The following is an 18,617-nucleotide window of genomic DNA, read 5'->3' as shown; positions in this document are numbered from 1 at the left end:
TGACAGCTTTTTTAATTTCTTATAATTTTCTTTATACTCACCAAAGTATTTGACGAAACTCCCTGCTATTCATTATAATAAATAAAAATATGATGAGGTTTACCCTCAAACGGGAGTTTCTTATGGCATTTTTTAAGGATTACAGAGCCGCCGGAGCATTAACTTATAAGCAGAGATTTTTATTTATCTCTACAGTACCCATTTATTTTATGATATTTGCACTGATATTTTCTCCTGTTAAGGAAATATTACCGGGACTTTGGCAAATCATCATACAGCCCGACCTGCTTATCACCGACTATATAGTAGTGGGCGGTATCGGTGCGGCATTTTTTAATGCGGGAATACTCACGCTTATTCTGTTATTTTTGCTGTACCGCTTTAAAGTGGATTTTGACAGGCATATAGTAGTAAGCTCTTACCTTATATTCGGTTTTTCACTCTTTGGCAAAAATGTAGTGAATATATGGCTGATACTTATAGGTTTCTTTATCTATGCCAAACTGCATGGTTGCTCACTGAAAAAATATATCTACTACGGCCTTTATGGTACCAGCCTGTCACCTGCCATCACATTGGTAATGCAGATAGGTCACAAAAGTACCCTGTGGCAGCTGCTCTTTGCAACCGTCACCGGACTTGTTATCGGATATGTACTTCTTCCTATTTCACTCCATGTAAAAGCCGCACACAAGGGCTATTCTCTCTATAATGTAGGGTTTTCATCAGGTATTATAGCTACAGTGCTTGTATCCATATTCCGTTCATTCGGCGTTGAGATAGAAACCAGACTTATTTGGGACAGTTCGCATACTTCACTCTTTGCCGTTGCGCTGTTTATACTGTTTATCTGCATGGTAACGGTTGCAATTGTACTGGACGGTAAAAGCCTTTTTCCGTCATATATGACGCTTCTAAAAGAAACCGGAGTGCATGGAACCTACAAACATAATTATTCCGATGCGGTCTATATCTTCAATATGGCTATAAACGGTATAATAGCCACGGCATTTGTACTGGCTGCAAGAGGAAGCCTAAACGGACCTACTATCGGATCCATATTCACAATAGTAGGCTTTTCTCCCGCCGGCAAGCATATGAGAAATATACTGCCTATAATGGTCGGAGTATGTATCTCCGCTTTTATGAAGCAATGGTATCTGAACGACCCTGCGCCGATACTTACACTTTTACTTTCCACCACTTTAGCACCTATTGCAGGTGAGTTCGGTGTATTGGCAGGACTTATAGCAGGTTTCTTACATTCATCTGTAGCCTTGAATGTCGGTATTGTTTATCGAGGTCTAAACCTTTATAATAACGGCTTTGCAGGCGGTATTGTAGCTATCTTTATGGTACCTGTGATAGAAGCAATCATAGAAAAAAGTAAAAATATAAAGAACTCGAGGATACCTATGGAAAATATTACAGATACTATGATTAAAAATGATAATCCTCAAAATGACAATTAGACAACTCAACCATGGGGCAGAGTAAACAGCTATGTAGAGGAGCTGACTACAGGACAGAATTTTTTGGTAAATGCAACCTATCCGGTCTATGTAGCACTAAAGATTTGATATTGTAGGATTATATAAAAAAGGACATCTGACATTGCAAAATTATATTAGAAGCATTGGCTTTTCAATGTATAAGAAAAAACATGAAGTAAAGGAATTGCTGGATAAGATTCAAAGAGAGAATATAGCTTCGGCAAGGATTACAGTAACTACAGAAAAAGAAAGGCTTTGGGAGATACGTAAAGATCTCTCAGAGTCAACAGGATTGTGTCTGTACGGCTATCTTGAGAACTTGGGAGTCTTTGTAAGAGAGGGATTCTTCCCATATATCAAGGATACTCCTCACAGTTCCACTTCTAAATGCAGTATAGAAAGACATATAGACGGCTCTACATTCTCAGGTATGATTGACGACAACAGACTTGGAATGTCTTTGATATTCAGGCTCTCCAACTGTCTTGACTATGTTGACAATACAAGTAAAAAAACAACATCTGTCAGTCTCTTCTGTTTCTGTGTAGACGGCAAAGTTTTATTGCCTATAAAGAAGACCTTAGTGGAGATAGAAAGTTCCAAGCAGAGGTCACAGGACAGGTCTCTACTTATAGAAGCTGCCATGCACGGTGATGAAAACGCTATGGATACTCTGACTGCCGATGAGGCACTGTTATACTCTGCACTAAGTGACAGGATACAGACTGAAGATGTATACAGTATAGTGGATACACTCTTTATGCCCTATGGTATGGAAAATGATATGTACAGTATTGTAGGAAATATCTTAGCTATAAAAGAAGAGGAAAACATAATCACTAATGAAAAGTTATTAATACTACAAATAGAATGTAGTGATATAGAGATTAGTGTAGCTATAAAAAAGGATGATTTGCAAGGTGAGCCGCTTATCGGCAGACGATTCAAAGGTAATATATGGCTACATGGAAAAATAAATAAAGAATCATTTCCACCGGCCTAGCCGGTGGCTTATTATATTTATAAATTCCTCTCCACACTCTCAAGTGCGGCTTCCACCACCTTATCCATATCATAATATTTATACGCACCAAGTCTGCCGCCAAAGATTATCTCAGGTCTCTTTTTTGAAAGTTCTACATAACTTTCATAAAGAGCATTGTTCTTTTCATTGTTGATTGGATAATAAGGCTCTTCACCCTTTTGCCACTCACTTGGGTACTCTTTTGAAATGATGGTAAAGTCCTGATTGCCATACTCAAAATGCTTATGCTCTATTATTCTGGTAAAAGGCACATCTCTTTCGGTATAATTTACCACGGCATTTCCCTGATAGTTGTCGGTATCAAGTCTTTCATCCTCAAAGTATACTCTTCTGTATTCCAATACCCCCAGCTGATAGTCAAAGAATTCGTCAATCATTCCGGTATATACAGTTCTGTTTGCTATATCGGGATTTTCTTTTATAAAGTCTTTGTATTCCGTACTTGTTCTTACCTCTATTCCCTCCAAAAGCTTTTCTACTATTCCCGTATATCCGCCTATCGGAATGCCCTGATATCTGTCATTAAAATAATTATTATCAAAGGTAAATCTAAGCGGCAATCTTTTTATGATAAATGCCGGAAGCTCCTTTGCATCTCTTCCCCACTGCTTTTCCGTATATCCCTTTATAAGCTTTTCATATACATCCCTGCCGACAAGAGATATTGCCTGCTCTTCCAGATTTTTCGGTTCTGTAATGCCTGATTCTTTTCTTTGCTCCTCTATTTTTTCCTTTGCCTGCTTCGGAGTCTTGATATTCCAAAGCTTGCTGAAGGTATTCATATTAAAAGGCAGGTTATAAAGCTCATCCTTATATATTGCCACAGGTGAATTTATATAATTATTAAACTCGGCAAAATTATTGATATAATCCCAAACCTTTTTATTTGAGGTGTGGAAAATATGCGCACCGTATTTATGTACATTTATACCGTCTACATTCTCGGTATATATATTTCCGGCTATATGTTCTCTCTTATCAATAACCAAAACCTTCTTACCTCGCTTCTTTGCCTCATATGCAAATACCGCTCCGAAAAGCCCCGCTCCCACTATTAAAAAATCGTATTTCATACATTACTCCTCTCTATATTTTTCCAACTATCAAATAAATTATAATAGTTGCAATCATCATACTTTCCTGTATATATGTATACCTTTCCACCTTGCTTACTATTCTGTACTTTGTAGGATCCTTCTTATATTCAAAAAATTTCATAGAACACCATACAGTATTTGCAAGCAATGCCGCCACTGAGATTTTATTCAGATTCCAAACCAGCACTATATTTGTAAATATATCAAGCCATGTAAGAACAAACACAAAATCAATACATTTCTTATATCCGAAAAGCTTGGAATAGGTAACATATTCTGTTTCCTCCTTCGGTGCACGAATCTTTCTGGAAATCTCCCATATAAGTGCAGGAAAATACAGAGTCATCACCGCCATAAGATTTGTAATATCAAATATCGGAAGTTTATACTTCATTATAGCATAGGAAATAACATAAATATTTAATATTATCTGTACGGGATTATGAGTCACCAAAGCCAGCGGAAGTGATTTCGCTATTTTATGCTTTTGAAAAAACCATACCGCCATCAAGCTTCCATAGGTATAAAGAATCAAACAGAATATAAAATTCCTCATAAAGATAAGATTTAGCAAAATAGTTACTCCAATAAGTATGGTGGCAAAAATTCTAAGATCATCTTTATGAACTCTGCCTGACGGAAGAGGCCTGCTTGCAAAAAGTCTACAATCCAGCTCATAGTCTTTAAAATCATCTGCAATACGAAGCCATAATAAAAAGCTGAAGATTGTAAATCCGCCTATAATCACGCCTGTCACATCATGCTGTATAAAATAGGATATAAAGTCGGATTGCCCCTCCACTCTGTCAAATAAGAGAAGTTGCCCGCCTGTCACGCCATGATTTAAGAGTACGATAAAATAAATCTCTAAAAATACAATATAGCCAAGACATAGCCTTGGAAGCAGCGGAAACATTTCATTAAAATAAACTCTAAGCCTTTTCAGTCTTTCCATATCCTATCCTTTCTCCGATTCTAACCTTTGTTTCAAAACCTTTTTCACTGTTTTTTAAAATATCTTTATCTATCTCTATCCCTTTGCCGACTATTTCCACGATGCTTGAACCTCCGTAAGAGAAATATCCTTTTTCCTCACCTCGCAAAAAAACTTTTTTCTCATAATTGTGTATATGCCCGACAAGCATTGCACCTATCTCCATATGGAGCATTTTCCCATACTCACTCTGCCAATATTCCAATACTCTTTTATTTTCCGCAAATGCTCTCCAATAAGCCGCATCCCTTCTTACACTTTCAAGATGCCCGTCGATGCTTCTCTTAGCTTTGCACCTACCTCTTATAGGATAAATATATCTGTGATAATCTGACAGACTTAGCCTGTATAATAAAAGATATCCACCTCTTGCCCATTTTGGCAGTGGAGATTTCAACAATTTATTGGTATTATAAACATTACCCTTTATCATTATATTAAGTCTTTTTTTGCCCTGATAAAGTTCCCCATTTTCACCTATTCTAAATACTCTTAGCTTAGCACTTGCCGTTGCAATAAATCCTTCCCTATCCGGATTTATTCTTTCCTTTCTTGTAAAAAAATCATCAAAACTTACAAAGCCTCTTTTTAAAAGTCTGCCATCCATATTATATTTTTTTACAAAACTTTCTATCTTAGCTTTTGATAAAGGACTTTTATAATATATTGAAAGCAGTTTTGAAAAATATACTCTTGCAAAAAACAGCTTTAAAAATATCCTTCCCGGCAAACTGTGGTATAAAAACCTGATAATCCCTGAAGAGTCTTCCACTTCATTTATTATCTGTCCGTTTTTTCTATCTATTATTTTCAAATTACTCACCTATAAAAGCAATAAAACTATAAAAACAAGTGCTAAAACAAGGAAAGCTATTCTTATATACAGATTCGGCTTTTTTATCTTCTTATTCCATAAAAATGCCAAAATCAAAAAAATATACAAACATTCTATCGGCAATTTATTAAAGCTTTTCATATACTTGCCTATAACTGTATATAGTGATAAAAAGAATGCGGAATATGTTACAGCCAGCCCTGTAAAATATATTTTATCCTCACTGCCCTCACTGTTAAAATAAGCCAGCCTGATTATTACAGCCAGAATGTACAAGCCGCTTAAAATAAAGGAAATATATATATTACCGGCAAAAAAGCTCATATATATTTTTACAGGAAATATTCCAAATGAAATCAAATCCGCAAATGAGTCTATCTGTATCCCGAAGTTTTCTTCCTGACTTGTTCTTTTATACATTCTTGCAAATATTCCGTCAAATGCATCACAAAGCCCTGCAAGCATCAGAAAAATAGTTGATATATATAAATCTCCGACAAAGAAAATCCCGAATATTGATATTAAAATTCCTATATAGGTAAGTATCACACTCGGATGATATACTCCCAAAAATATTCTTTTCATTTATCACCAGTACTTTCTTACTTTAAACAAAATCAAAATACCATTGACTGCCACATGGGTAAATCCTCCCAGAAAAACAGCCAATATATATTCCTTTAAATTCAAACCTGCAAGCAATGAAAGTACAAGCATTACCCCAATCATAGAATCTATCTGGTCATAGATAAATATAAAAATATTTATCGGAAACCTTCCTCTATTACTTGCATCTATATCAAATCTTCTTTTTATAAAGCTGTTCGGCAGTTCAAAAACCATATATGCAAATCCGAATGCCGCCCCTGTAAACAAATTCAAAAAAATTGTATTCGGATGATTTTTATAAATCAGATTAAGGGCTTCCATATTCATCATTTTCAAAAACAATCCCCAAAGGATTGCTATAACAGCCGTTCCAAATGTCATACCTATAAATCCAAGAACGCTCTTACTGTCTCCGAATATTCTTTTACCTTTTATACTTTTGCCACAATCCACGGGAATCCGTAAAAACGACAATGCTTTTATCTTTACAAAAAGCATATTAAATACACCCCCGAAAATTACCGGCAACATACTGATATATAGTGAAATAATCATATTGATACTCTCATATAATTTATACATTCTATTATTTGCACCATAAAGAATGCTATCCCAAAACAAAGTACTCCCGCAGCAGCCATATCCTTAATGACCTTTATCTCAGGATGCACTTCTTTTGAAATAAGATCTGCTATATGTTCTATGGCGGTATTTATACATTCCATTGCATACACCCCCGATGATGTGATAATATATGCAAACCAGGTCGCTTTATCCACCTTAAAAACAAAGAAATCCAACAGGAAAAATATAATATCAATACATAGATAATATTTATAATTTTTTTCCGTTTTTACAGCAAAGATAAGCCCCTCAATTGCACAATATACACTCTTTAAAAAGGTCTTATTTTTCATCCATATCCTCAAATCTTAAATCATCTTTTCAAGCAAAACATATTTTCTTTGTGTCTTTATTTTGTCCTTAAAATATCCTCCGGTTGCCTTTCCGGTATGTATCAGTGCCGATATCCCGCTCGCCTTTTTCTCTCTTAATTTATCCACAACCATCTGTGACAGTGCCGAACCAAGCCCCAGACAATCCTTTTCCACACCCATATATAAAAGTACATATCTTTTTGCCTTTGATTTTACACTCATTACATTAAGTAAAAGTGCGTGGGTTCCGGGCTTACAAAGCAAATTCCCATAATCAGGCAGGCAGATTAAAAATCCCTTTAATCTTTTTTCCTTATATGCCAAAAATACCACATCCGTATCTATAACCATTTTTAAAGGAGAATAAAGCTTTATAAAATCCTGCTCGGATATCTTTTTAAAGCCGCAAAAATACTTATACCCCTCCATCAAAACAGGATATATATCTTTTAAATATTTCTCAAAATTATCTACATTCGGATGGCAAAAAACATAGCCCTCTTTTTTTACCTTTTCAAGTCTTAACTTCGCTTTTTTACTCTCAAAATCCTCATCGGGAATATCAAAAAAGTTGGAAGAATACTCTTCTGCCACCGAAAATCCGCGCCTTTCCCAAAGTCCTATATAAAAATCTCTGTTCGCCGGCTCTCCTATATATGGCAAACCCTCCTCCGTACAAAAGCGATATCTAGCCCAAAAGGAAAGGTCGATAGGTCCTAAAAGTTTTTTCTTTCCGGCATCCTTTGACAGATTTTGCGCCGTATTAAGCAGCTCATTTGCGACCTCTTCTTTATTTACGGATTCAAAAAAACCTATATATGCTGTATCATCATCCTTATATAAAGATAATAAACAACGCCCTGTTACTTCTTCCTTTTTATTTTTTGCAATAAGAGGAATAATATCTACCCCCTTGCATAAAACATTGGTGCTTTCTAAAACTTCCCTCTCAAAGACTTTATCCTGCATAATATGTTTATCATCATAAACTTTTGACGGAAACCTTAAAAACAGTTCCTTATCCTCATTCTTTTTAACTATACTTACTGTTATTTCACTCAATTTCATTCTCCCTTTTTATCTTGCAACAGCCCTTATCTCCATCAAGCTCCACAATATCTCCGCTCTCTATCCGACTCATCAAATCTCTTATCCCTACCACTGCCGGCTTTTTTAACTCTCTTGCCACGATTGCGGTATGTGAAAGAAGTGAACCTCTCTCAGCCAAAATCCCTCTTGCCACATCCAGCAAAAGAAACCATCCGGGATCAGTAGAATAAGCAGCTATTATTTTATCTTTAACATCCTTTAGAGATACCTTGCTCATATCTGTGATTTTTATTACTTCTCCAACGACTTTCCCATTTGACACTCCTCTGCCTGCAAGAAAATCACTTTTATTGTCCTCTTTGCAGGAGGATATATCTATTCCGGAAAAATCAATACCGGGATTTCCCAAAAGTTTCACCTTTTTTATAGTCGGAATCTGATTATATACAAGCATCAGATTTTTTTCTTCCTTTATCTCCTCACTAAAATCCCTATTTAAAAAAATCATCTCCTCTATTTGAGAAAGTGATAAATTATAAATATCTTCACCGATTGTTTTTAAAGCTATTTTATCAATAAGTTTTCTCATAAGACCGAATATCCTGCTTCTGTTAAGCCTTGAAATCTCACGGTAATTGGTTGAGCTTCTTGCTAATGAGTTTTTTATATTTATAAGGCTTTTCCTTGATTTTTTAATAGGTAGTGATGCCCTTTCCTCCACAAGCTTATCCAAAAGATTCGGATTCGTCGCAAAAGTCCTTGTTTCAAGCTTGAGCTCACCTACAGTTCTGTCACCATAGTATTTTATATATCTTCTTTTTGCTTTTTGGTACTCTTTTGATTTATCTCCAAATCTTTTGTATATATAAATCAAATCATTTAATGCCTCTACCGGCTTTTTACTCTCGAGTGCCAATGTCTTTTTTACTCTGCTCCCGGCAAAATGTGTAGACAAAAAAGACACCATATCGTTTATCAATGTCCAATCCCATTCTTTAAAAAAGGTTTCTTCCATCTCCTTAAAAATACGGTATAGTTTCTTTGTATCTTCTTCCTTTTCAATTTTTTTATCAAAATAATGGAATTCTTTTTTGAAAAATACAGAAAGATTCCTCATCTTTCTCTGTGAAAGTACAAATAGATAAAGCGTTGAAAAGAGAAGTCTTACTTTTTTATTCAGTCCCGGCTTGTCTTTGGAAAAGTGAATTTCCGTATCCTCCACCCCAAGCATTCTTTGCCAAACAGGTATAACTTTCAAAGATAGCGGCATCAGTCTTAAAATATCATACCAACTGCTGATTTCATAATACATCCTTCCGCCAAAATCACTGACCATATTTGTAAACAGATCTTCATACTGTTTTGCCGATTTCCCAAGCACTCTTTGTCCCAGTCTTGTAAAAATCCTTGTATATACTTCCCATGCAAAGCTTCTTGTAAGCTTACTGCACACTCCGGGATAACTTTCCGCAATATTGCTGTTATCAAGTATACGAACAGGCAAAGTAAAATCAAGACCTGTAATCTCTCTTGCCTGTAAAATATATATTTTATTTTCTTTGATGGCAAATTCTATATCCATAGGCTTTCCAAAGAGCTTTTCTATCCTTTCCCCAAGGATAATCAGCTCTTTTACAAAATGCTCTGGAAAAAAATCACCGCTTCCCTCCTTATAGGTAACCCCCTCCCTGTAATGATGGTAGGTAACAGTTTCAGCTTTATCCTCCACTATTTTATTGCCCAGTCCTTTTCCGGCGACAACCACCATATCATTTAGAATCCCCTTAGGATTGGCAGTAAATAAAACACCTGAATACTCTGATTCCACCATCTCCTGAATGATGACACCCGAGTAATTATTTGCGCTCCTTATACCCAACTTTTTTTCATAATGCCTGTTTTTATAACTTTCAACTACCGAAAGTATCGCCTTTTTTACTCCATCTTTCGGCACATTTAAAACAGTCAAAAACTGTCCCGCATAGGAAAACTTTTCACCATCCTCATGTGCGTCATTTGAACGAATGGCAAAAAATTCCGAATCAAAATATGAAAAGTCAGGCTCATCCTCCGGATGAACGATTTGAAATTTGGGAACCAAAAAGCCGTTATTGTGCAAAATTTCTAAATTCTTTGCTTTCATAGTTCTCTCCGAATAATATCACATATCCTCTCTACATCAGTCGCCTCCAAATCAGGATATATAGGCAAGGTCAAAACCTTTTTTGATATATCCGAAGCTATAGGCGTATCATTTGCATCAAAGCTTTTGCTGTAACATTCATAAGCATTGGTGCATGGATAAAAATATTTTCTTGCAAAAATATTCTCCCTTGCCAGACTTTCATACAATTCATCCCTGTCTCCATTTTCCACAACTATAGGAAAATAGGCATAATTATATACAGTATCGTTATTATATTTATTAAGTCTGATACCCTTTAAATCTGACAGCCTTTCTGTGTAAATCTCTGATATATGCCTTCTTTTTTCTATATATTCCGGCAGATGCCTCATATTACAAAGCCCCATAGCCGCTGCAAACTCATTCATCTTTGCATTGCTGCCCACATAGGGTACATTTTCCTTATCCGCAATACCGAAATTTTTTAAAAAATCCAATGATTTTCTTATATTCTTATCTCTCAGAGCGATAGCACCGCCCTCTATAGTATTAAAAACCTTGGTGGCATGGAAGCTGAACACGCTCATATCTCCAAAATCCGCCACACTTTTTCCCTTATACCTCTCTCCAAAGGTGTGGGCGGCATCATAAATCACATATAGTCCGTATTTTTTTGCTATACTTTCTATAGCTTCCACATCACATATATTGCCATATACATGTACAGGCATTATAGCCTTTGTATTTTTATTTATAAGTTTTTCGATTTTTTCGGGGTCTATTGTAAAATCATCTTTTTTTATATCACAAAAAACCGGATTTAAGCCGTTTCTTACTATCGCATGTGTAGTGGAAGCGAATGTAAAAGGTGTGGTGATGACCTCACCTTCTATCTTAAGAGACTGTAGTGCAAGTTCAAGTGCCAGATGTCCGTTTACCGTAAGTACAACCTCCATTCCGTCCATAAACTCGCTAAGTCTCTTTTCAAGCTGATTGTGTACATCACCCATATTTGTAAGCCATGCACTGTCCCATATTTTATCTACATATTGAAGAAACTCCTCCTTAGGAGGCAATGTAGCCTTTGTGACAAATATTTTATTTTCTTTCATAAGCCTCCCTTTTTATATATCAGTAAATATTATACACTCTATTTTACAGTACAGATATCAGACTCTCCACATCCTCATCCCTCGTAGCCCAGCTTGTACAAAATCTTATCACATGCTTACCGGTATCAAGGGTTTCCATAAAACCGAATGCAACCTTCTCTGAAAGCTTCCGCCTTACGGTATCATCTACCACAATAAACTGCTGGTTGGTAGGAGAATTAAGGTATAGTTCATAACCCTTTTCTATAAGTGCCTGCTTTATCTTCATAGCGGCATCCACACCCGCCTTTCCAAGTCTTTCATACAATCCGTCACCAAACAACACATCAAACTGTATGCCCATTACTCTGGACTTTGCAAGTACTCCGCCAAACAGCTTCATATCGGTAAAGAAATGCTTACATATATTTTTATTTGTAAAGACTATGGATTCTCCAAGTAAAGCACCGCATTTTGTACCGCCGATATAGAATACATCACAAAGCTTTGCAATACTTTTAAGTGAAGTATCACATTCACTGCTTCCAAGTGCATAGGCAAGTCTTGCACCGTCTGCAAAAAGTAAAAGTTCGTATTCCTTACAAACCTTATTTATCTCTTCAAGTTCCTTCTTGGAATATAGAGTTCCGTACTCTGTAGGTTGTGATATATATACCATCCCCGGGTATACCATATGCTCATGGTTGACATCCGCATAGAAATTTTCACAAAATCTTTTTATACTTCCGGCATCAATCTTTCCGTCCTTTGAATTTAGAGTAAAGACTTTATGCCCCGTATTTTCTATAGCTCCTGCCTCATGTACGGCGATATGTCCCGTATCGGCAGCTATCACACCTTCATAGTTTTTTAAAATACTTGCTATAACTATCTTATTTGCCTGAGTTCCACCGCTTACAAAGAAAATCTCGGCATCCATTCCTATTTCTTTTTTTATCTTTTCCTTTGCGGATATGCAAAACTCATCATCTCCATAGCCTGACTGCTTTGACATATTGCTTGAAATCATTACATCTAAAATCTGCGGTGCCATGCCCTCACTGTAATCATTTATAAAATATAGCATAAAACTTTTTCCTCAGTCCAATAAAAAGTCGGACATTACCATATTGCTGAGATCAAGCCCCTTGTCTGTCAGTCTCAAATATGGTGAGTTATACTCCATAAGCTTCAACATAATATTTCTCTTTATTTGCCTGTCATATACCTCAAACATATCCACACCGAACTTCTCATTAAACTCATGTCTTGAGACTCCTCTTATAAGCCTTAGCCCAAGGAACATAAACTCTTCCATATTTGCCTTCGTATCAAGCTCCTCAATGTCACAGTACAGCGGTGTAATATCCTGCTGCATCTTGATATTCATATACTTTTTGTAGTCGCCCTCTACATGAAAACGTCTGTTCATTACATAACCAGAAGCTCCTACTCCAAGTCCAAGATATGAAACACCTGTCCAATAGCCGATATTATGTCTGCACTCTCTGCCGGGTTTGGCATAATTGCTTATCTCATATCTCTCATATCCATGCTCTTTTAAGACAGCCTTTGTTATAGCATACATACTCCTGTCCTCATTCTCATCCGGAAGCAATGCCGTTTCCTCTCCGCTTCCATACTTGTCAAAAAACGGAGTACCGGGTTCTATAATCAATGAATATGCACTGATATGCTCAGGTTTCAGCTCACAGACTCTTTTTAGAGTAGTCTTATAACTGTCAATTGTTTGATATGGCAGTCCGCTCATAAGATCTACATTGATATTTGTAAATCCGAATTCTCTTGCAAGCTGGTAACTTTGCAAAAAGCCCTTATAGGTATGTATTCTGCCAAGTGCCTTTAACTCTTCTTCTATACTGCTTTGTAAGCCGAAGCTTATTCTGTTTATTCCCGCCTTTTTGATATGCATTATCTTGCTCTTTGACAATGTGCCGGGGTTACATTCTATAGTGATTTCCGCATCAGTTGCTACAATGAAACTTTCACGGACAGTATTCATTATCTCAAGTATCCAAATCCCGCTAAGTGTGGTAGGTGTCCCGCCACCTATAAATATTGAGCTTACCAGATAATCTCTATAGTTTTCTCCCTGTGCCCTTATCTCATCTGCAAGCTGTGCGACATAGGCTCTTTTTTCACCGTCATCTGCGCTAAATGACAGGAAATCACAGTATTCACATTTTCTTTCACAAAATGGTATATGCACATATAATTCCAACCTTTTCATAGACATTATTAATCCTCATCCAATTTCAGTACACTCATAAATGCCTTTTGAGGGATTTCGACATTACCAATCTGTCTCATCCTCTTCTTTCCCTCTTTTTGCTTTTCAAGCAGCTTTCTCTTTCTTGTTATATCTCCTCCATAGCACTTTGCCAACACGTCTTTTCTCATTGCCTTTACAGTTTCTCTTGCAATGACCTTTGAACCGACTGCCGCCTGTATAGGTATTTCAAACAAATGTCTCGGTATCTCTTCTTTTAACTTTTCACACATCTTCCTGCCTCTTTCATAAGCGGAGTCGGCATGAACGATAAATGAGAGTGCATCCACTTCTTCCTTATTTATCAATATATCAAGCTTTACAAGCTTTGAAGGAACATAGCCCTTTAAATCGTAGTCAAGTGAAGCATAGCCTCTTGACCTTGACTTTAGGGCATCAAAGAAATCATATATTATTTCATTGAGCGGCAAATCATATCTTAAAATAGCACGGTTTTCCTCGATATATTCCATCCCCAGATATATACCTCTTCGCTCCTGACACAGATTCATAATAGACCCTACAAATTCCTTAGTCAGCATTATCTCTGCCGACACTACAGGCTCCTCCATATGCTCTATTTCTGACGGATCCGGCAAATTTGAAGGATTGGTAAGCTCTATAACTTCACCGTTTGTCTTAAACACCTTATATACAACACCCGGTGCGGTAGTTACAAGATCAAGATTATATTCTCTTTCAAGTCTTTCCTGTATTACCTCAAGATGCAAAAGCCCCAAAAAGCCGCATCTGAATCCGAACCCCAAAGCAAGTGAGGTCTCGGGTTCAAAGAAAAGTGAAGCATCATTTAATTGTAATTTCTCCAATGCTTCTCTAAGGTCATTATACTTTGCTCCGTCAGCCGGATAAAGTCCGCAATATACCATAGGTGTGACCTTCTTATATCCGGGCAATGCCTCCTTACATGGATTATTGTTTAATGTAATGGTATCACCGACTCTGGTATCTTTTACATTCTTGATACTTGCAGTGATATAGCCTACCATACCGGCTGAAAGTTCATCACATGGAATAAATTGTCCTGCACCGAAATACCCTACTTCAACCACTTCTTCCACAGCACCTGTTGCCATCATTTTTACGGTATCTCCTTTTTTTACACTGCCTTCTTTTATACGCACAAAGACTATTACTCCCTTATATGAATCATATAAGGAGTCAAATATCAGTGCCTGAAGCGGCGCCTTAATATCTCCCTTAGGAGCCGGAATTTTTGCTACTATAGCCTCAAGTACCTCTTCTATATTCAGTCCCATCTTTGCGGAGATTCTCGGAGCATCATGTGCTTCTATTCCTATCACATCTTCTATTTCACTTGCCACAAGATCCGGATCGGCACTTGGCAAATCCACCTTATTTATAACGGGGAATACCTCAAGGTCATGGTCAAGTGCCATATATACATTTGCAAGAGTCTGCGCCTCTATACCCTGTGCCGCATCCACCACCAGTATTGCACCGTCACAGGCCGCAAGTGATCTTGACACCTCATAGTTAAAGTCTACATGTCCCGGAGTATCTATCAAATTGAATATATATTCATTTCCGTCATTTGCCTTATAGACAGTCCTTACCGCCTGACTTTTTATAGTGATGCCTCTCTCACGCTCCAAGTCCATATTGTCAAGAACCTGAGCCTGCATCTCCCTGCTGGTCAACAGTCCGGTCTTTTCTATAATTCTGTCTGCAAGAGTAGACTTACCATGGTCTATATGTGCAATAATACAAAAATTTCTAATCTTACTTTGGTCAACAGTCATCTTTTCTTCCTATCGTTAAAAGTTGATAATAATGCTTATAATACCATTTTTTTGAGTTTCTTACAATAATGGTAAAAATGAATCTAGAACTAAAGCTATAGGCAATTATTTAATGTTATTGTATAATATTGATTTTATTATTTTTAAGACATAGAAAGATTTCAATATATCAAAGGAATAATACCAAGGCTATAATATACTCAAAGAGTAAACAAGACGCAGAAAATTTTTGCAATGATCTTAAGCACTTGGCAGGAATTAACACAAGGTAGGTTTAAGGATAAGTGTATATCTAAATATTATAAACTAACCATTTTGCCTTTGAGAATGCTCAAGCTTTATAGATAGTATGCAATTCATCTGCCGCTATAAATTAAGCATTCTACCTTTTTATTAAAGTCTTCGGATATAGTAAAATTGTAAGAAATAAACGATAAGAAATATCCTTGACTTAGAAAGTACAATTTGATAGCCTTATTATGTAACCACATAGTCTGTTAATATAGAACAATATTTCTATAGAAAGGAAATGCTTATGAGAAATATCAAAATGCTGTTATTATTACCGGTATTTGTAGTGTTTTTTACAATAAATGCTTATGCCGGAACTTGGAAGCAGGATACTAAGGGTTGGTGGTATGACCAAGGCAACGGAACATGGCCTTCCAACTCATGGCAATGGATAGACGGTAATTCAGACGGCACAGCAGAGTGCTATTATTTTGATAAATTCGGATACTGTATGACAAATACGATAACTCCTGATAATTACCGTGTTAATGCTTCGGGTGCATGGGTTAAAAATAATATAGTGCAAACCAAGAAAGTAGATATTGCCGATGCAAGATACACCATACTAAACGGTACTATACGTGTATTGAAATATAATGAAGTTCTTGCGGTACAGGGAATTAGTGATCCTAATCCGAATTCTTCTATAGACAGAGACAAAGATTTTATATTGTTTATATTGGATACACCACAGAAACTTACATGTAAGACCATTGACGGTGGCTCTTATTCTCGAACTGTTAAGGTGCTTTCATTAAATTATTTGCCGGATATCAAAGCATATAACGGACAGCATGTGAAAGCAGGATTTGATTTAAATGTTGCTTATTGGCCAAGTGACACCTCATTGCCGCTTGGAGCACCTGTAATTAATGATATGTATATAGATAAATGATATTCTCTTTATAAATTCTACGTTAAGTGTTTGGGTGGGTTGATTTTTCAACCCACCTTTTTATTATGTCTATACTTAAGTAAATAATTGAATTTTTTTACATATTATAAAAGACTCTTTTTTATATCTTTACTTATTCCTACTAATCTAGTATAGTTTAATTAGAGGAATTTCAATACGTACAGTGTTTTTCTTACTGCTATATTATATGTAGGGAGGTATGTATTTGAAAACTATAGGTGAAAAACTTATATTTATTATAGGTTTGATTACAGTTCCTCTTATAGTAGCAGGAATATGTTTAGGAGTGGGAAGATTTTCGCTAAGTCTTTTTGACGGTATCAAAATTCTTTATTCCATTATCAAAAAAGGTAAGGATTCTGTTGCGGCAAATGAGTACAGTGTACTTATAAATATGCGTCTGCCACGAATTATCCTTGCTATGATATGTGGTGGCGGTCTTGCAGTTGCAGGAGTCGGCTTACAGGCTGTATTCTCCAATCCCTTGGTCTCTCCCGATACTTTGGGAGTGGCATCCGGAGCAAGTTTTGGTGCCGCATTATCATTGCTTTTTAGAGCCAATATGATTACCGTACAATTCAGTGCTTTATGTTTCGGGCTTTTGGCATGTTTCCTTACTTATATTCTTGCCGATATAAGAGGCGCAAAAAAAACAATAATGCTCATCTTATCAGGTCTGGTAATAAGCTCACTGTTCCAGGCTATGGTTTCATTGGTCAAATATGTGGCTGATACTGAAGAGATTCTTCCCAGTATCACATATTGGCTGATGGGGAGTTTATACACTTCCAATTATAAAAGTATTATACTTGGCACTCCGTCTATATTGATTGCAGTATCAATACTTCTTTTAATACGTTGGAAGATGAATGTACTTAGTCTTACCGAAGATGAGGCTAAGTCTTTAGGTATGAATATACGCTATATGCGTATGACCGTTATTATCTGTTCAGCCATGATAACTTCTTCCGTTGTCTCCATGTGTGGACAGATAGGCTGGGTAGGACTTTTGATTCCACATATATGCAGAATGCTTTTCGGAAGTGATACATCAAAAGTAATTCCGACATCCATATCCATAGGAGCAACCTTTTTGCTCTTAGTAGATACTTTATCCAGAAGTGTAGTGGTAACTGAAATCCCGGTTTCAATACTTACTGCCGTGATAGGTGCTCCGCTGTTTCTATCGTTACTTAGAAGGGCAGGGAAAAGCTTATGATATTTGAAGCAAAAAACGGAAGTTTTGCTTATAAAAAATCCAAAACTATCCTTGAAAACATTAATTTCAGTGTTCAAAGCAATGAGGTATTGGCAATTCTCGGTCCTAACGGAGTAGGTAAAACCACTCTTCTTAAATGCATTACAGGGCTTCATCCTTGGTCAGGCGGTTTCAGCAGTATAGACGGCAGGGACATTTCAACTATGAGTCCCAAAGAATTTTTTTCAAAGGCCTCCTATGTACCGCAGGCTAAAGCTCCCGCCTTTGCTTTTAAAGCCAGAGAACTTGTAATCCTCGGGCGTTCCGTTCATATCGGAAATTTTTCAAAGCCCGGCAAAAAAGATTATGAAATGGTGGATAAGGTAATGGATGAACTTTGCATCTCACATCTGAGTGAGAAATACTGTCATCAAATAAGCGGTGGTGAATTGCAGATGCTTTTAATTGCAAGAGCTCTGGTTCAGGAACCGTCAATACTTATTTTAGATGAGCCTGAAAGTAATCTTGACTTTAGAAATCAGCTTATAATATTAAAAACAATAAGAAGACTTGCAGATAAAGGACTTATTTGTATCTTTAACACGCATTATCCTGCCCACTCTTTTTCTATTGCTGACAAATGCATACTGTTAGGGAAGGATAAAACAAGTATATTCGGTAATATTAAGGATGTACTTAATAAGGAAAATATTGAGAAAACTTTCAAAGTTTATGTGGATATTGTAAACAATACCAACCCTATTGCGAATTACACTACCGTAACCGCTCTGGATCTTTTAGACTGAGCATGTATTTGAAAAATCTGTTCATCTACATGGTTTAACATTTTAAAGAAAGGAAAGA

The 18,617-nt window shown here is 36.5% G+C and carries 17 protein-coding genes; 5 read left to right on the top strand and 12 right to left on the bottom strand.

Features of this window, described 5'->3' with window-relative positions; all coding sequences use genetic code 11:
* The first annotated feature begins 122 nt into the window (after positions 1 to 122).
* On the top strand, positions 123 to 1,472 hold the full coding sequence (locus HMPREF0381_RS01630) for a DUF1576 domain-containing protein (protein ID WP_040461032.1): 1,350 nt from the start codon (positions 123 to 125) through the stop codon (positions 1,470 to 1,472).
* A 142-nt stretch (positions 1,473 to 1,614) separates the two neighbouring features.
* The gene (locus HMPREF0381_RS01625) at positions 1,615 to 2,496 is read left to right on the top strand and encodes a DUF3881 family protein (RefSeq protein ID WP_008750115.1); all 882 of its coding nucleotides are present in this window, start codon (positions 1,615 to 1,617) and stop codon (positions 2,494 to 2,496) included.
* 17 nt (positions 2,497 to 2,513) lie between these two features.
* On the opposite strand, the gene glf is transcribed toward HMPREF0381_RS01625, so the two are convergent.
* The 12 genes from glf to lepA are packed head-to-tail and all read right to left on the bottom strand — an operon-like array spanning position 2,514 to position 15,348.
* A complete protein-coding gene (gene glf, locus HMPREF0381_RS01620) occupies positions 2,514 to 3,611 on the bottom strand; it encodes a UDP-galactopyranose mutase (RefSeq protein WP_008750114.1) in 1,098 nt (365 codons plus the stop codon).
* A gap of 13 nt (positions 3,612 to 3,624) precedes the next feature.
* Positions 3,625 to 4,590, bottom strand: coding sequence for a UbiA prenyltransferase family protein (locus HMPREF0381_RS01615; RefSeq protein WP_008750113.1), 966 nt, complete (start codon positions 4,588 to 4,590; stop codon positions 3,625 to 3,627).
* Positions 4,568 to 5,443 carry a phosphatidylserine decarboxylase gene (locus HMPREF0381_RS01610; RefSeq protein WP_040461027.1) on the bottom strand — a complete coding sequence of 292 codons (876 nt, stop codon included), beginning with the start codon at positions 5,441 to 5,443 and terminating at the stop codon, positions 4,568 to 4,570. Before HMPREF0381_RS01610 ends, HMPREF0381_RS01615 begins: the two co-directional genes overlap by 23 nt.
* 9 nt (positions 5,444 to 5,452) lie before the next feature.
* The gene (locus HMPREF0381_RS01605) at positions 5,453 to 6,049 is read right to left on the bottom strand and encodes a CDP-alcohol phosphatidyltransferase family protein (protein ID WP_008750111.1); all 597 of its coding nucleotides are present in this window, start codon (positions 6,047 to 6,049) and stop codon (positions 5,453 to 5,455) included.
* Positions 6,050 to 6,052: 3 nt separating this feature from the next.
* Positions 6,053 to 6,628 carry a CDP-archaeol synthase gene (locus tag HMPREF0381_RS01600; protein WP_040461024.1) on the bottom strand — a complete coding sequence of 192 codons (576 nt, stop codon included), beginning with the start codon at positions 6,626 to 6,628 and terminating at the stop codon, positions 6,053 to 6,055.
* Entirely contained in the window at positions 6,625 to 6,990 is a 366-nt protein-coding gene (locus tag HMPREF0381_RS01595) for a diacylglycerol kinase (protein WP_008750109.1), read from the bottom strand. Before HMPREF0381_RS01595 ends, HMPREF0381_RS01600 begins: the two co-directional genes overlap by 4 nt.
* Before the next feature lie 15 nt (positions 6,991 to 7,005).
* On the bottom strand, positions 7,006 to 8,079 hold the full coding sequence (locus HMPREF0381_RS01590) for a hypothetical protein (protein WP_008750108.1): 1,074 nt from the start codon (positions 8,077 to 8,079) through the stop codon (positions 7,006 to 7,008).
* Complete coding sequence (locus tag HMPREF0381_RS01585; protein ID WP_008750107.1) at positions 8,066 to 10,204, bottom strand: PEP/pyruvate-binding domain-containing protein; 2,139 nt, start codon at positions 10,202 to 10,204, stop codon at positions 8,066 to 8,068. Before HMPREF0381_RS01585 ends, HMPREF0381_RS01590 begins: the two co-directional genes overlap by 14 nt.
* The gene (locus tag HMPREF0381_RS01580; RefSeq protein ID WP_008750106.1) at positions 10,201 to 11,298 is read right to left on the bottom strand and encodes a DegT/DnrJ/EryC1/StrS family aminotransferase; all 1,098 of its coding nucleotides are present in this window, start codon (positions 11,296 to 11,298) and stop codon (positions 10,201 to 10,203) included. The genes HMPREF0381_RS01585 and HMPREF0381_RS01580 overlap by 4 nt, the downstream gene beginning before the upstream one ends.
* Before the next feature lie 43 nt (positions 11,299 to 11,341).
* Positions 11,342 to 12,364, bottom strand: a complete 1,023-nt coding sequence (locus HMPREF0381_RS01575; RefSeq protein WP_008750105.1) for a threonine aldolase family protein — start codon at positions 12,362 to 12,364, stop codon at positions 11,342 to 11,344.
* Positions 12,365 to 12,376: 12 nt separating this feature from the next.
* Entirely contained in the window at positions 12,377 to 13,534 is a 1,158-nt protein-coding gene (gene hemW / locus HMPREF0381_RS01570; protein ID WP_008750104.1) for a radical SAM family heme chaperone HemW, read from the bottom strand.
* 2 nt (positions 13,535 to 13,536) lie between these two features.
* Positions 13,537 to 15,348: a translation elongation factor 4 gene (gene lepA, locus HMPREF0381_RS01565; protein WP_008750103.1), complete on the bottom strand. Its 1,812-nt coding sequence runs from the start codon at positions 15,346 to 15,348 to the stop codon at positions 13,537 to 13,539.
* A gap of 535 nt (positions 15,349 to 15,883) precedes the next feature.
* On the opposite strand from lepA, the gene HMPREF0381_RS01560 reads away from it, so the two are divergent.
* The 3 genes from HMPREF0381_RS01560 to HMPREF0381_RS01550 all read left to right on the top strand — a co-directional run bounded on the left by HMPREF0381_RS01560 (position 15,884) and on the right by HMPREF0381_RS01550 (position 18,559).
* Positions 15,884 to 16,534 carry a hypothetical protein gene (locus tag HMPREF0381_RS01560; RefSeq protein ID WP_040461021.1) on the top strand — a complete coding sequence of 217 codons (651 nt, stop codon included), beginning with the start codon at positions 15,884 to 15,886 and terminating at the stop codon, positions 16,532 to 16,534.
* Between the two features lie 220 nt (positions 16,535 to 16,754).
* Positions 16,755 to 17,774, top strand: coding sequence for a FecCD family ABC transporter permease (locus HMPREF0381_RS01555; protein WP_008750101.1), 1,020 nt, complete (start codon positions 16,755 to 16,757; stop codon positions 17,772 to 17,774).
* Complete coding sequence (locus tag HMPREF0381_RS01550) at positions 17,771 to 18,559, top strand: ABC transporter ATP-binding protein (protein WP_008750100.1); 789 nt, start codon at positions 17,771 to 17,773, stop codon at positions 18,557 to 18,559. The genes HMPREF0381_RS01555 and HMPREF0381_RS01550 overlap by 4 nt, the downstream gene beginning before the upstream one ends.
* Positions 18,560 to 18,617 lie beyond the last annotated feature (58 nt).

It is taken from the genome of Lachnoanaerobaculum saburreum DSM 3986 (assembly GCF_000185385.1).
GTDB classification, from domain to species: Bacteria; Bacillota; Clostridia; order Lachnospirales; family Lachnospiraceae; genus Lachnoanaerobaculum; species Lachnoanaerobaculum saburreum.
The sequence above is the reverse complement of the archived record's forward strand: the minus strand, read 5'-3'. Positions and strand labels throughout refer to the sequence as shown.

Bases quoted from the DNA above. Each gene is read 5' to 3' on its own strand.
- HMPREF0381_RS01585 (WP_008750107.1), bottom strand. From the start codon at position 10,204: ATGAAAGCAAAGAATTTAGAAATTTTGCACAATAACGGCTTTTTGGTT.
- HMPREF0381_RS01605 (WP_008750111.1), bottom strand. From the start codon at position 6,049: ATGAAAAGAATATTTTTGGGAGTATATCATCCGAGTGTGATACTTACC.
- hemW (WP_008750104.1), bottom strand. From the start codon at position 13,534: ATGTCTATGAAAAGGTTGGAATTATATGTGCATATACCATTTTGTGAA.
- HMPREF0381_RS01580 (WP_008750106.1), bottom strand. From the start codon at position 11,298: ATGAAAGAAAATAAAATATTTGTCACAAAGGCTACATTGCCTCCTAAG.
- HMPREF0381_RS01555 (WP_008750101.1), top strand. From the start codon at position 16,755: ATGTATTTGAAAACTATAGGTGAAAAACTTATATTTATTATAGGTTTG.
- HMPREF0381_RS01630 (WP_040461032.1), top strand. From the start codon at position 123: ATGGCATTTTTTAAGGATTACAGAGCCGCCGGAGCATTAACTTATAAG.
- glf (WP_008750114.1), bottom strand. From the start codon at position 3,611: ATGAAATACGATTTTTTAATAGTGGGAGCGGGGCTTTTCGGAGCGGTA.
- HMPREF0381_RS01595 (WP_008750109.1), bottom strand. From the start codon at position 6,990: ATGAAAAATAAGACCTTTTTAAAGAGTGTATATTGTGCAATTGAGGGG.
- HMPREF0381_RS01575 (WP_008750105.1), bottom strand. From the start codon at position 12,364: ATGCTATATTTTATAAATGATTACAGTGAGGGCATGGCACCGCAGATT.
- HMPREF0381_RS01550 (WP_008750100.1), top strand. From the start codon at position 17,771: ATGATATTTGAAGCAAAAAACGGAAGTTTTGCTTATAAAAAATCCAAA.
- HMPREF0381_RS01615 (WP_008750113.1), bottom strand. From the start codon at position 4,590: ATGGAAAGACTGAAAAGGCTTAGAGTTTATTTTAATGAAATGTTTCCG.
- HMPREF0381_RS01600 (WP_040461024.1), bottom strand. From the start codon at position 6,628: ATGATTATTTCACTATATATCAGTATGTTGCCGGTAATTTTCGGGGGT.
- lepA (WP_008750103.1), bottom strand. From the start codon at position 15,348: ATGACTGTTGACCAAAGTAAGATTAGAAATTTTTGTATTATTGCACAT.
- HMPREF0381_RS01590 (WP_008750108.1), bottom strand. From the start codon at position 8,079: ATGAAATTGAGTGAAATAACAGTAAGTATAGTTAAAAAGAATGAGGAT.
- HMPREF0381_RS01560 (WP_040461021.1), top strand. From the start codon at position 15,884: ATGAGAAATATCAAAATGCTGTTATTATTACCGGTATTTGTAGTGTTT.